11 protein-coding genes are annotated in these 13,334 nt (G+C 35.3%); 5 read left to right on the top strand and 6 right to left on the bottom strand.

Annotated features, from left to right (window positions below; translation table 11 throughout):
- The first annotated feature begins 43 nt into the window (after positions 1–43).
- Both DDD_RS09710 and DDD_RS09705 read left to right on the top strand, forming a co-directional pair.
- Positions 44–1,114: a DoxX family protein gene (locus DDD_RS09710; RefSeq protein WP_015362666.1), complete on the top strand. Its 1,071-nt coding sequence runs from the start codon at positions 44–46 to the stop codon at positions 1,112–1,114.
- Positions 1,111–1,470, top strand: coding sequence for a cupin domain-containing protein (locus DDD_RS09705; RefSeq protein WP_015362665.1), 360 nt, complete (start codon positions 1,111–1,113; stop codon positions 1,468–1,470). Before DDD_RS09710 ends, DDD_RS09705 begins: the two co-directional genes overlap by 4 nt.
- A 289-nt stretch (positions 1,471–1,759) precedes the next feature.
- Here DDD_RS09705 and DDD_RS09700 read toward each other — a convergent pair whose 3' ends face one another.
- A complete protein-coding gene (locus DDD_RS09700) occupies positions 1,760–3,067 on the bottom strand; it encodes a hydroxymethylglutaryl-CoA reductase, degradative (RefSeq protein ID WP_015362664.1) in 1,308 nt (435 codons plus the stop codon).
- Between the two features lie 131 nt (positions 3,068–3,198).
- Here DDD_RS09700 and DDD_RS09695 point away from each other — a divergent pair, with 131 nt between their 5' ends.
- The 3 genes from DDD_RS09695 to DDD_RS09685 all read left to right on the top strand — a co-directional run bounded on the left by DDD_RS09695 (position 3,199) and on the right by DDD_RS09685 (position 7,588).
- Positions 3,199–5,352, top strand: coding sequence for a S9 family peptidase (locus DDD_RS09695; protein ID WP_015362663.1), 2,154 nt, complete (start codon positions 3,199–3,201; stop codon positions 5,350–5,352).
- Positions 5,353–5,392: 40 nt separating this feature from the next.
- Positions 5,393–6,982 carry a peptide MFS transporter gene (locus DDD_RS09690; RefSeq protein WP_015362662.1) on the top strand — a complete coding sequence of 530 codons (1,590 nt, stop codon included), beginning with the start codon at positions 5,393–5,395 and terminating at the stop codon, positions 6,980–6,982.
- A 78-nt stretch (positions 6,983–7,060) separates the two neighbouring features.
- A complete protein-coding gene (locus tag DDD_RS09685) occupies positions 7,061–7,588 on the top strand; it encodes a thioredoxin family protein (RefSeq protein WP_015362661.1) in 528 nt (175 codons plus the stop codon).
- Between the two features lie 207 nt (positions 7,589–7,795).
- Here DDD_RS09685 and DDD_RS09680 read toward each other — a convergent pair whose 3' ends face one another.
- The 5 genes from DDD_RS09680 to surE form a co-directional block, all read right to left on the bottom strand.
- On the bottom strand, positions 7,796–9,874 hold the full coding sequence (locus tag DDD_RS09680) for a ComEC/Rec2 family competence protein (RefSeq protein ID WP_015362660.1): 2,079 nt from the start codon (positions 9,872–9,874) through the stop codon (positions 7,796–7,798).
- 515 nt (positions 9,875–10,389) lie between these two features.
- Entirely contained in the window at positions 10,390–11,109 is a 720-nt protein-coding gene (locus tag DDD_RS09675) for a C40 family peptidase (RefSeq protein ID WP_015362659.1), read from the bottom strand.
- A 1-nt stretch (position 11,110) separates the two neighbouring features.
- Complete coding sequence (lpxB, locus tag DDD_RS09670; RefSeq protein WP_041567076.1) at positions 11,111–12,226, bottom strand: lipid-A-disaccharide synthase; 1,116 nt, start codon at positions 12,224–12,226, stop codon at positions 11,111–11,113.
- Positions 12,223–12,528 (bottom strand): hypothetical protein, encoded by a 306-nt coding sequence (locus tag DDD_RS09665; RefSeq protein WP_015362657.1) that lies wholly within the window; start codon positions 12,526–12,528, stop codon positions 12,223–12,225. Before DDD_RS09665 ends, lpxB begins: the two co-directional genes overlap by 4 nt.
- Positions 12,518–13,300: a 5'/3'-nucleotidase SurE gene (gene surE, locus DDD_RS09660; RefSeq protein WP_015362656.1), complete on the bottom strand. Its 783-nt coding sequence runs from the start codon at positions 13,298–13,300 to the stop codon at positions 12,518–12,520. Before surE ends, DDD_RS09665 begins: the two co-directional genes overlap by 11 nt.
- Positions 13,301–13,334: the final 34 nt, after the last annotated feature.

Raw genomic sequence — 13,334 nt, 5'->3', positions numbered from 1 at the left:
AAATTCCTCGTTTTTTTTATACCTTGAAATCAACTTTGAGCGATTGAAATCTTACTTCACAAACCGTTATATTTTAAATGCTGTGCTTATCATTTGCTGGTTAGCAACCGCTATTTTGGGATTCAATGGATTTTTTAAATCCCACGACTTACTTACGGTTTCAAGTATTAATTATCAGATAGGTAATGGTCTAACTGCTATTTTAGGAGCAGTTGCTTTTACCTTTCCCGTTATAGGTTTATTTGTAAACGTAAGAATTGCAAAATGGTTGCTTATCACAGCTGTATTTGTTTACACCCTACTTATCCTTTTTGATCTACATCGTTTAACACCATATATGATAGTGTATTTGGGAATATTCACATCACTTATTCTTTTAAAATACGACTCCAGTGTGCTTTTTACCGCACTCTTAATCATTGCCTCAGGAATATATATATTTAGTGGTTTACATAAACTCAATGCTGGATTTGTAACTGATATCGCACCTAGGTTATGGTTTCATTCTTTGCCATTTTCTTATAACAATTCTATAGGCTATTCATTTGCTATACTAGAAACAGTAGCAGGGTTATTTTTATTGATTCCGCTTGCGCGAAAGTTTGCAAGTATCCTACTCATAGTCATGCATCTTATTATTATCTGGAAATTAGGCCCGTGGAAGCTGGACTGGAATTACATTGTCATCCCATGGAACGTGATGATGATAGCTGTACTAATATTTTTATTTAGGAAAAGCTCCTTCTGTAAGTTTAAAATAGGAGCTGCTAGAGGTCTAATAATTACCTTAGGCTTTTTCTTTTGGCTCTTGCCTGCAATATCTCAAGTTACATGGATTCCAGAAAATTTGAGTATGATGTTGTATTCAGGAAAATCAAAAAGTGGGTATCTCATCATTGAAGAGAAAGTAGATCGTTTTAAATCATATGATCGCACTCCCGAAAATGATAAAATGCTCATTAGCTTGCAACAATACTCCATGGAAGAACGTGGTATTGCTATACATCCAGAGATAGAAATTTACGATGAAATTCTAGAAAACATTAAATCAAAAATTCCCACAGCCGATTCTATCTATTACACTAACCCTAAAAAATTAATGGAAAAACTATGAGTGTCATTAATCTAAAACAAAAACTCGATTTATTTCAAGAGCAATGGACGCCTAAGGTTATAGGAGAACTTAATGGCCAGCATGTAAAACTTGCTAAGCTTCAAGGAGAATTTGTATGGCACGATCATAAAGATGAGGACGAGCTTTTTTATGTGATAAAAGGTCAGCTTATTATCGAGTTAAGAGATCAAACCATTACTCTTAATGAAGGAGACATGTACATAGTACCTCGTGGTGTTGAACACAAACCCATTGCAAAAGAAGAGGTTCATGTACTACTTTTTGAACCTGCAGCAATAAAACACACAGGTAACGTTGAGCACAAGTTGACTAAAGATAAACTGGACTGGATCTAGAGAATTTGAACTCGAACTCGAAAAATGAATATCGATCAAAGATTAACGAATATCGAATATTGAAGTTTCCAATCCAATTAGAAGTCGTATGCCAACTGGAGTAACAATAATGATCTAACCCTATCGCAGTTTCAAAAACGTTTATTTATTGAACTATAATGATTTACTCAAGCAAACGGTTGTTATATTACCAACTTAGATCACATTTAAGGGAAGTCGTTCTGCAACGGCTTGACAAATTGAGAATTCAATTTAAAATTCGAATTCGAGTTCAAGTTCAAGTTCGAATTTACTTACGCAGTAAGTCCAGACTTTCTCTCAAACTTGAAAAACTAGGTGTTTTATCGCTGTATTCTTTACGTAGAGATTCTTTTTCTGTATCGTTTGCTCCTATTTGTTCCAGCATGTTAGCAAGATGCATTTTCATGTGTCCGGCTTGTATCCCTGTCGTTACTAATGAGTGTAAGGCAGCAAAATTTTGTGCTAATCCTGCAACCGCAGTAATTTTCATTAAATCTTCAGCATTAGGATTATCTAGAATCTGTAAAGCCAGCTTAGAAAGTGGATGTAATGAAGTCAGTCCACCTACGGTTCCTAATGCTAGTGGGAAATCGGCCTCAAAGATGAAGGTGTCGTTCTCAATTCTTGCTCTGGTCAGACTGCGGTATTGTCCATCTCTAGAAGCGTAAGCATGCACTCCAGCTTCTACCGCTCTAAAGTCATTACCAGTCGCAATAACAACAGCATCTATACCATTCATAATTCCTTTATTGTGCGTGACCGCTCGGAACGGCTCAACTGTTGCGATATCAACTGCTCTAACAAATTTCGTAGCAAACTCTGCTCCAGTTACTCCATTGATCGTTCCGATTTCATCGATTTTACAAGAAACCGATACATTCACAACACATTCTGGCACATAATTGCTCAAAATACTCATAATCACTTCTGGCGCATCGCTAGAAAAACCTTTGAATTCTGAAGCTTTTAATCTTAACGTATTTGCCAGTTGCTCAAGTGTGGTGTTTATGAAATTGGCACCCATCGCATCTTTGGTCTCAAAAGTGGCATGCAATTGATAATATCCATCGAGGCTTTTGGTCTTGTTCACCAATTCAAGAGATTGGATTCCGCCACCACGTTTTTTCATCGAGGCATTTATTTGTTCTAGGGATTGTAGTAATTCCGCTTTCGCGAAAGCGTAAAAAGCATCCATTTCACTGCTCAAACCATGATACATCAAATGTACTTGCCCTACTTTTTTAGTGCCTTTAATTTGTGTTTTAAAACCACCACGATCCAGCCAAAATTTAGCGGCTTTACTTGCTGCTGCGACTACACTACTCTCTTCTATCGCCATAGGAATGGTAATTAAATCACCATCAATCAAAAAATTAGGCGCTAGACCAAAAGGAAAATAATAATTAGTTACCGTATTCTCGCTAAATCCATCGTGCAAATCTTGCAGCTTTTGATCTTCATTCCAGTATTGCGTCAAGGTTTGCTTTGCTGTCGCATCATCATTTAAATGGTTTGAAACAAGCCAATCGATCTTTTGCGATTTAGAAAGTTTTGAAAATCCAGTTACAGGTTGCATAGGTGTAAAAATTGAGCGGCAAAGATACAATCACTTAGTGAGAATATGTAGACACATGATAATCACTAAAACCGTAGCTTTATTGGTATTTTTTTAGTAAAATTGAGGTCACACTTAATTAAAACTGAGGAATGATCAAGAATTGCATGATTTTATTGGCTTTTGTATTTATAAGTCAAAGTCTTACCGCACAAAAAAACATTACCGTTGAAGATATTTATAGAGGCGAGTTTCGCACCCAAGGTCTTCAATCTCTAGCATCTTTAAACAATGGAACTGAATATCTCGTTCTCAATTATAATAGAGATCGCACTCAAACCATAGATAAATACAGTTACAAAACTGGTGAAAAAGTAGCCACTTTAGTAAACAGTGCCGATATTAATTTGCCAATAAGAGATTATATCTTGAGCGACGATGAAAAGCAAATGATGATTATCTCAGAGAGCAATCAAATCTTTAGACGTAGTTCCTATGATAAGGTTCATATCCTTAACCTTGAAACTAATAAATTGACTTCACTAAGTGACGATCTAGTAAGAAGTCCATCTTTTTCTCCAGACGGGACTAAAGTCGCTTACGTTTTTGAAAATAATCTTTATTATAAAGACTTAGCATCTGGCGCTGTGATTCAAGCAACTGACGATGGTGTAACTAATGCCCTTATAAATGGTGTAACAGACTGGGTTTATGAAGAAGAATTTGCTTTTGTAAAAGCTTATGAGTGGAGTCCTAACAGTGAGCAAATTGCTTTTATATCTTTTGATGAAAGTGAAGTGCCAGAATTCTCTATGGATGTTTATGGAAATGAGTTGTATCAAAAGCCTTATGTTTTTAAATACCCAAAAGCTGGAGAAAAGAATGCTGTTGTAGCGCTTCATCTTTTTACTCTTGCTACAGGTAGTAGGAAAGAAGTTTCTATGGGAAGAAATGAAGAGTTTTATATTGCGCGTATCAAATATTCTCCTAACGGTAAACTAGCTGCTCAGTTGCTTAATAGACATCAAAATGTATTAAACTTTTTTTATGTAAATCCTGATGGTAAAGCTAGTGTTGCTTTCACAGAAACTGATGCGGCCTATGTAGATGTAACAGATGATCTTACTTTTCTAGAAGACGGTAGTTTTCTATGGACAAGTGAAAAAGACAACTGGAGACACATCTATCTGTATGATGCAAACGGTAAGGAAAAACGTCAGATTACATCAGGTAATTGGGATGTAACTTCATATTATGGATATGATACAAAGTCTAAACGCATCTACTACCAAAGCACAGAAGATGGATCTATAAATCGTGGTATTTATTCTATATCGCTCAAGGCGAAAAAGAAGAAAAAACTATCTTCTCAAATAGGTACCAACCGTGCTTCTTTTAGTAAAAACTTTACCTATTATATAAATACGTATTCCAGTGCAACTACTCCACCAGTTTACACCTTGAATAATGCTAAAGATGGAGAGAAAGTACGTGAAATCAAAAACAACAACGATCTTAAACTTAAATTAAACGATTATCAAGTTGCTCAAAAAGAATTTTCTACGATTAACATTAATGGAAATGATTTGAACATGTGGACGATGAAGCCTAATGACTTTGATCCTAATAAAGAGTATCCATTATTCATGACTCAATACAGCGGTCCTGGATCACAATCTGTAGCAAATAGCTGGTATGGTGCAAATGACTTCTGGTACAGCATGCTAGCAAATGAAGGTTATGTAGTGGTTTGTGTAGATGGAAGAGGTACTGGTTATAAAGGAGCCGACTTTAAGAAAATCACTCAAAAAGAACTGGGTAAATATGAAGTAGAAGATCAAATCGCCGCTGCAAAAAAACTTGGCGCGATGAATTACATCGATGCAAATCGCTTAGGAATATGGGGCTGGAGTTATGGTGGTTTTATGAGCTCTAACTGTTTATTTAAAGGAAACGAAACTTTTAGTATGGCAATCGCTGTTGCTCCTGTTACTAATTGGAGATTTTACGATTCTATTTATACAGAGCGTTATATGACAACTCCACAAGAAAATGCAAGTGGTTATGATGAAAATAGTCCTATCAATCATGTAGATAAATTAAAAGGAAAGTTTTTGCTTATTCATGGTAGTGCAGACGATAACGTACACGTACAAAACACAATGAGAATGGTAGAAGCGCTGGTACAAGCAAACAAGCAATTTGACTGGGCAATTTATCCTGATAAAAACCATGGAATATACGGTGGAAACACAAGGGTTCATTTGTACAATAAGATGACCAACTTCATCAAAGAGAATTTATAATTATTACAATCAACTAATCTGAAAATACTAAACTTTAATTATGGAATATAAATTTGGTGGTTCTATAACGAACCAGAAGACCGTACTCGGCCATCCATCAGGACTTTTTGTTCTTTTCTTTACAGAAATGTGGGAACGTTTCTCCTATTACGGAATGCGTGCTTTATTGGTACTCTTCTTAGTTGCTTCTGTATTTGATGAAGGTTGGGGCTGGGAACGAGCAGACGCCTTAACTCTCTATGCTTTTTATACAGGTTTAGTTTATGTTACTCCTATTTTTGGAGGTTTAATTGCAGATAAAATTACCGGCTACCGTAAAGCAGTTGTTATAGGAGCTGTATTAATGACTCTAGGTCATGCATCGATGGCATTAGAAGGCCTGACAGGTACGTTCTTCTATTTAGGCTTAATTCTTTTGATTATAGGTAACGGTATGTTCAAACCTAACATATCCTCGATGGTTGGAAAACTTTACAAAACTGAAGACAAAGAAAAGGATGCTGGTTATACAATTTTTTACATGGGTATCAATGCTGGTGCTTTTCTTGGTATTCTATTGTGTGGCTACATAGGTGAATCTGTAGGATGGCATTATGGTTTTGGACTTGCTGGTATATTTATGTTTATAGGAATGCTACAATTTTACTTCGCCCAAGAAATTTTTGGCAAAATAGGATTATCACCTAAAGATGCTGAGGATTTTGATGACGCAATTGAAGAAGCGTTTGAAGATGTTGAAGATGCTGTTGAAGCAACAATGGATCAAGCAAAAAAATCTAAAGTTACCTCTGATAGATTAATTGTTATTGGAGTTTTAGCATTCTTTACCATTTTCTTTTGGTGGGCATTTGAACAAGCCGGTGGATCGATGACTATTTTTGCAGCAGATTATACTGATAGAGTTCTAGAAGGTGACGGCGCATTAATATTTAAAATCTTCAACACATTGCTTACAGTAATTCCTATGATTATAATAACATGGGTTCTTGGGATGTTGTTCAAACAAACTTTTTCAAAATATGCACTTTCTAATATACTTTTGGGATCTGGATTTGTGGTTATTTGGGCAATTGTAATCTGGATGTTATATAGACAATTTACTGATCCTGCTCCAGAAGTTCCAGCGTCTTGGTTTGGTATTTTAAATTCGTTTTTTATCATAGCTTTTGCACCTGTTTTCTCAAAAATATGGGAATCTAAATACAACCCTTCTGGACCAGTAAAATTTGCTATCGGTTTAATCTTATTGGGAATTGGTTTTGGGATATTAGCATTTGGTTCGATGGGAATTCCGTTAGGAGCTAAAACTGCTTCAGTAAGCATGATTTTCTTAATTCTAGCTTATTTATTCCATACGCTTGGTGAACTTTGCGTTTCTCCGGTAGGATTATCATACGTTAGTAAACTTTCCCCAGCTAAACTTGTCGGTCTAATGTTCGGTATTTGGTTTGTAGCAAACTTCATTGCAAACACTGCTGCTGGACTTACAGGTAGCGTTATTGATCCGATTGTAGAAGACTATGGTATGGCTACTTTCTTTATGATCTTCACGATCATACCTATTGCAGCAGGAATTATAATGTTAGCAATAAGCAAGCTCCTTGTAAAAATGATGCACGGAATTAGATAAAAATCCATTTTTATATTTTAACATAAAACGCACCATTACGGTGCGTTTTTTGCTTTTATGATTTTGTAAATTAGCACCATGAAATTATTCCCTATTATTTTTCTATTGTTTTCGGCACTTGGTTTTTCTCAAGTGAACTGGATGACCATGAATGAAGCTCTTGAAGCACAGAAAAAAGAACCTCGCAAGATTTTGATGAAGTCCTATACAGACTGGTGTCCTAATTGTAAATGGATGGATAAGTACGCTTTCGCGAAAGCGGACATAGCAAAATTCATCAACGAGAATTACTATCCCGTAAGTTTCAATGCAGAAGGAACAGAAGTCATCAATTACAAAGGAGCGACTTATGCAAATCCATTAAAGAAGAGGAACGATCGCGCGCAACATCAGTTTGCCGAATTCATCAAGATATTTGAATATCCTACACTAGTCTTCTTTGATGAAAAAGGAACAATTATCAATCCAGTAGCTGGAAAACTAGATGCTAAAAAGTTAGAAATTTACATCACCATGCTGGCAGATGAGACCTACAAATCCATCAATACCGGTCAAAAATGGAGCGACTACCAACGTAATTTTAAATATAAATTGCAGGGCAAATAAGCTTAAAAGATTTTTCCTAAATAACAAATTCTAGCAAACTCCTTTCCTTAAAAAAGGAAAGGTGGGCAAAAGGAGCCGTAGCGAGTTTTGGTCGGATAGGTTTTACGATCTTAAAATTAATCGTCGATATTAGATATTCTTACGAACGAAGGCTTTTAAAAAACATAAACCTAAAGAAACTAGTTTTGAAGAGATAAATGATATTCATCAATCATTTGAAATCATCAACTCCACTGCTCCTACTTCATAAGTATTGAGCAAATCAATTCCCATTTTATCACAAGTAATTTTCCAACCTTCTACCACATTGCGGTAGTTAGAACCGTCAGCAATGATGCGTTTAGGTTGGATTTCTAGAATCAATCGCTCGAGATTTATTTTAGGAGAATGAGAAAGTAGAACGGTCGCATTCTTCATCGATGAATCATATAATCCGTTTTCACCTATTACTAATAACTGGTTGTTCCTATATTGAATGAGGTTATTTAAATCAGCTAAAGAAAGATTCTTATCTCTGTGAGTTTCTATGGCTTTTAATCGTTCTAAACTATTTACCGCTCGCAAAGAATCCATGACGTGTAAATCTGTAAATAAGGTAGCTTGATCTTGATTACTTAAACTAACCGCACTTCCTGTGGCTTGATGCAGTACCAAAAAAGAATCTTTATCAGTATTTAGCTTTTCATAACTTTTCAAACCAAACAAAACCACTAAAGACAGTAAACTCAAATGCAACATCCAGTTGGGTTTTTTGAGGTAAAAACGTTCTCTTTTACTTCGCTTAAAATAGGGTAATAAGAAAAGTACAAAACTAAATAAGGCGACATAAATCAAAGCTGTTTCCCAAAATGTAAGATATATGTCTTTAATAATAAAAGCATCCAAAGAACTGATTCTTGCCACTGTATTAATAATAAATTCTAATACCGCATTTAAAACAGAAGTCAACCAGTCTGTAGGAAAACCTAATAATAACAAGAATATTAAAAGTAAAGCTGCTCCAATTATCAATGGCAAAACTGGCAACAATAACATATTTCCTAAAATAAATAAACCTGGAAACTGATTAAAATAAAACAAGCTAATTCCAGCAACTCCTATTTGCGCTGCAACAGTGACCGTAAATATGTTCCAAAAAAAGTCTTTTACCTTATTGCGCCACGTCCACAATCCAGCAAGAACTGGCTGAATTAGAACTATGGAGAACACCGCCATATAACTGAGCTGAAAACCTACTTGGAATAGTAATCGAGGATCAAATAGCAGTAGTACAAAAGCAGACAAAGTCAAACTATGATAAACAGAGCCTTTGCGTTTTAAATTTAATCCTATCGCAACAAAAGAAAACATAGTAACCGCTCGCATGATTGATGGAGACATTCCAGTCAATAAAGCAAAGGACCACAAAAGAATTATAAGGACGACACTTTGAATCCACCGACCGTATTTCACTCTCAATATTCTCTTAGTAAGAATTCTTAGAATTAATAGAATAATCCCTACGTGCAAACCGCTTAAAGCAAGAATATGGATTACACCAGCGTCTCTAAAGCTTTTGGTAACTTCTGGATCTACGTTTTGTCGTTGTCCTAAGACCAGCGCTTCAATCACACCACGCGGATTTTCATTCAAACCAGAATCCTCTAATTTTTCTAAAATAGTATTTCTCAACCCTAATAGAAAACCTAATTCTTGAGAACCATTTTCATAACTTAAGATCTTTGGCGTGTCAACATAAATCTGACCGTAAACATCAATTGATTTCAAGTATTTTCTATAATCAAAATCACCTGGATTACGTTCAAAAGCAGGAAGATTAACATCATCATAAACCGTAAGTCGATCGCCTACTTGAAAATCCAGACTGTCAGATCTTTTGAACAATACTAAAGTCTTTCCTGTAACTTGTAGTTGATCTAGAGCTATCACCTCAGCATAAAACCTATCGTTAAACTTATTAGGTGCTAATCGCTGCTTTAATTTAAGTTGTAAAACATGATCTTGACCTTGAACTTGTTTATGAATAAAGTGATCGTTTGACAGCTCATTCTGAAATTGCAAATGAATCGCTCCTAGAAAAAAGAAAAAGGTATAGACTGTAATATTAAATAGAAATTTCACCATTGACATATACTTACGCAACATCAAAAAAAGAATACTTAGCAAAAAGGATATACCGATACCATATACGAATAGCTGTGTATTGATTTCTATAAAATTAGAACATACAATACCAGCTAATAAAAAGAATAAAATTCTATAAAAAGGATAATCCAGCCATCGCATGATTAAATATAATTCATCTTAGCTAATTGATTATCAATATTTAATAATAATTCAAAGCAGAAGTTGCAAATTTCAAATTGTCATAGTTAACGTGAGTTCGACGTAATAATGATTGATATTCAACAAGTTATTTTGATTTTTATTTTTATAATAAATAGAATTGAATTCTTTCAACGGTTTGGGACTTTCAACCACTCCTGATTGCATCGTCGCTGGTGCGACGAGGTCAATCTGTCCTTGCCTTTTCTAAAGCGAGGAGTTGAACATCAATATTTTAAACTTTAAATGTCTAGAATTCTTATATCGAACTCACATTATAGTTAGAATTAACGAAGGGGTTTGTTTTTAAAACTTTTATAGATTACAAAGACCGTTATCCCATTCCTAAGGGCAGAATTAATTCTGCCCTTAGGAAATACGAAATAAAAACATCGAGATTATTTTAAAGCGAAGCCGCTCTACAACGGCTTGACCAGTCCCAATTTAAATTTGAGTTCAAATTCGAGTTCAAATTCTTAATCAATCCTTCCTGCTCTTAAAAAAGCATTGAGCCAGTAAGCTTCATTTAATGTAGAGGTAATGACGCCTCTGGAAGTGGTAGAATGAATAAATTCAATTTCGGCAGGTGTAACTCTAGTAATCAGTGCCACATGATTAACTTGTCGTTTGTTTTTACCTGTGGCAAAGAATAAAAAATCTCCTTTACGCACTTCATCCAGTGAAATATCTTCGGCTTGTGCATATAGAGCACGACTAGTGCGTGGTACCGTTTTACCAGCTTCTTCAAAAGCGACTCCTATGAGCCCACTGCAGTCCATTCCTTTTCTAGTTGTACCACCATAACGGTATTTCACACCTTTATAATCCATTGCATTTTCCACAACCTCATCAATGAAATCGGTACTTCTAGCATAAGGTTTTACATCATTATCTTCAGTCTCTTGTTCATCTGGTTTTCTTAGTTTGGCTCTACTGTCATTTCTAGTTGCAGGATTCTTCATAGTTCTTCCTTCCATACGAGCTGCTTCTTTTTTGGTAGTGATAACGCGTGGCTTTGAACTACCACAGGAAGTAATACTCAGTGTAATTGAAGAAAACAATGTGAGTAAAATAATTTTTTTTGAAGAATTAAGAAGTGTCTTGTGAGGTAGTATGATCTCGCTTTCGCGAAAGCGGAATTTTAAAAAATCTCTCCCGTATTTATAACTAAAAAGTAAGCGTTCTAATAACTTCATTCTAATTTTGAATAGCTTTATAAATAAGACTTGCTGTATTCTCACTGGCACCAAGACCGCCTAGTTTTTTTTCTAAATCATAGTAATTTGCAAAAATACGGTTGCGCTGAGTAGGACTTAAAATCAAGTCCAATTCTTCTTTTAATTTATTGATATTAAAATCAGATTGAATTAATTCAGTTAACACTGGCTGATCCATAATTAAGTTTACCAGCGAGATGTAGTCTAATTTCACGACACGTTTTGCAATTTGATAACTGATAGAACTTCCTTTATAACAAACCACTTGAGGAACTTTAAACAAAGCAGTTTCTAAAGTAGCAGTTCCTGAAGTAACTAATGCAGCATGGCACAAGCTCATTAAATCATAAGTGCGATTCATAACCAAAGTGACCGGATAACTTTTTAAGTAGGTGCTGTAAAATGAAGCATCCTGACCAGGCGCTCCAGCAATAATAAATTGATAATCTGGATATTGCTCCACTACTTCTAGCATCACTGCAAGCATCTTTTTAATCTCTTGTTTACGACTTCCAGGTAAGAGAGCGATTAAAGGCCTATCGTCAAGGTCATATTGTTTTAAAAAATTCACATGATCTACTGGTGGTCTTTGAGAAATAGCGTCTATCAATGGATGACCAACGAAATGAACTGGAAACTGATGTTTTTGCTCATAAAAGTCTTTTTCAAAGGGTAAAATCACATACATCTCATCCACATCTCTTTTTATATCCTTGATGCGACCTTCTTTCCAAGCCCATATTTGCGGAGATATATAATAATGATTGCGATATCCTTTCAAACGTGCCCATTTCATAATCCTAAAGTTGAATCCAGGATAATCGATGTAAATAATTACATCTGGATTAAAAGATTTGATATCTTTTTTACAACTACCTATATTTTTGAGAATAGTTTTAAGGTTGCTCAACACCTCCACAAAACCCATAAAGGCGAGTTCTTTATAATGTTTTACAAGTGTACCGCCTTGCTGTTGCATCAAATCGCCGCCCCAATATTGGAATTGGGCATTTGGATCTTGCTTTTTTAATTCCTTCATTAACAAAGAGCCATGAAGGTCGCCACTGGCTTCTCCTGCAATCAAATAGTACTTCATACCATAAAATTAAAAATGAATCCTGCAATTGCAGCAACTATCGTTGCCATAAGAACGCCACGAGCCTCATAATGTTGAATGGGTTTTATAAAATTACCCAGCTTGCCAGTGAGAAAAAAGAAAAATAAAACCAAATTGAAAACTGCTCCTAGAACGATGAGTTTACCTAAAAAACCTTCTTGATAACCACTTCTAATAGCATCTTCAAACTCATAAGCGGTGAAAACAACTACATACAAATAAGTTCCAATAGCATTTGCTATAAGTCCTAAGATAAATCCTTTTAAAATTTTAATTCCCAAAATCCCAAGTGTTTAATTCTCCTATATAATGATGTGCAGTAAGGTCATATTGTGTAGGCACGATAGATATGTAATTGTGTGCTAGCGCCCATTCGTCAGTGTCTTCACCTTTATCATCATTAACAAATTTACCAGTAAGCCAGTAATAGTCTTTTCCATAAGGGTTAGTACGCTTATCAAATTCTTCTACCCAATACGCATTTGCTTGTCTACAGATTTTGACACCTTTAATTTCTTCCTTTGTAGCTTTAGGGATGTTGACATTGAAAATTACTCCCTTTGCCATTCCGTTTTTTAAAACTTGCTCAATGATTTGTTTTACATGATTGCGAGCTGGAGAAAAATCTGCATCGTGACTGTAATCACATAGTGAAAAGCCTATTGCAGGAATACCTTCTATTCCTGCTTCCATCGCAGCACTCATCGTACCGCTATAAATGACGTTTATTGCACTGTTACTTCCATGATTGATGCCGCTCAAACACAAATCTGGTTTGCGATGAAGAATTTCATGACTGGCCATTTTTACACAATCTACCGGTGTCCCACTAGTTGTGTATTCCTTATGGTCATAATCATGCTGTAGAAACTCTTTGATATATAAAGTATCATTTATGGTAATTGCATGTCCCATTGCACTTTGAGGTTTATCTGGAGCGACTACAACTACGTCACCCAGTTCTCTAGCTATACTTATTAATGTTCTTATTCCTTTAGCTGTTATACCATCATCATTAGTTACTAGAATGAGCGGTTTCTTTTTATTTTCCATAAGATTTTTCAGGTGGTTAAAATTAAGTAAATTA

It is taken from the genome of Nonlabens dokdonensis DSW-6, from assembly GCF_000332115.1.
In the GTDB taxonomy this organism is placed as follows: domain Bacteria; phylum Bacteroidota; class Bacteroidia; order Flavobacteriales; family Flavobacteriaceae; genus Nonlabens; species Nonlabens dokdonensis.
Note: the sequence above shows the minus strand (reverse complement) of the source record. Positions and strands in the feature narration are given on the sequence as shown.

Coding starts and splice junctions, on each gene's coding strand:
- DDD_RS09705 (WP_015362665.1), top strand. CDS start 1,111: ATGAGTGTCATTAATCTAAAACAAAAACTCGATTTATTTCAAGAGCAA.
- DDD_RS09700 (WP_015362664.1), bottom strand. CDS start 3,067: ATGCAACCTGTAACTGGATTTTCAAAACTTTCTAAATCGCAAAAGATC.
- DDD_RS09695 (WP_015362663.1), top strand. CDS start 3,199: ATGATCAAGAATTGCATGATTTTATTGGCTTTTGTATTTATAAGTCAA.
- DDD_RS09690 (WP_015362662.1), top strand. CDS start 5,393: ATGGAATATAAATTTGGTGGTTCTATAACGAACCAGAAGACCGTACTC.
- DDD_RS09685 (WP_015362661.1), top strand. CDS start 7,061: ATGAAATTATTCCCTATTATTTTTCTATTGTTTTCGGCACTTGGTTTT.
- DDD_RS09680 (WP_015362660.1), bottom strand. CDS start 9,874: ATGCGATGGCTGGATTATCCTTTTTATAGAATTTTATTCTTTTTATTA.
- DDD_RS09675 (WP_015362659.1), bottom strand. CDS start 11,109: ATGAAGTTATTAGAACGCTTACTTTTTAGTTATAAATACGGGAGAGAT.
- lpxB (WP_041567076.1), bottom strand. CDS start 12,226: ATGAAGTACTATTTGATTGCAGGAGAAGCCAGTGGCGACCTTCATGGC.
- surE (WP_015362656.1), bottom strand. CDS start 13,300: ATGGAAAATAAAAAGAAACCGCTCATTCTAGTAACTAATGATGATGGT.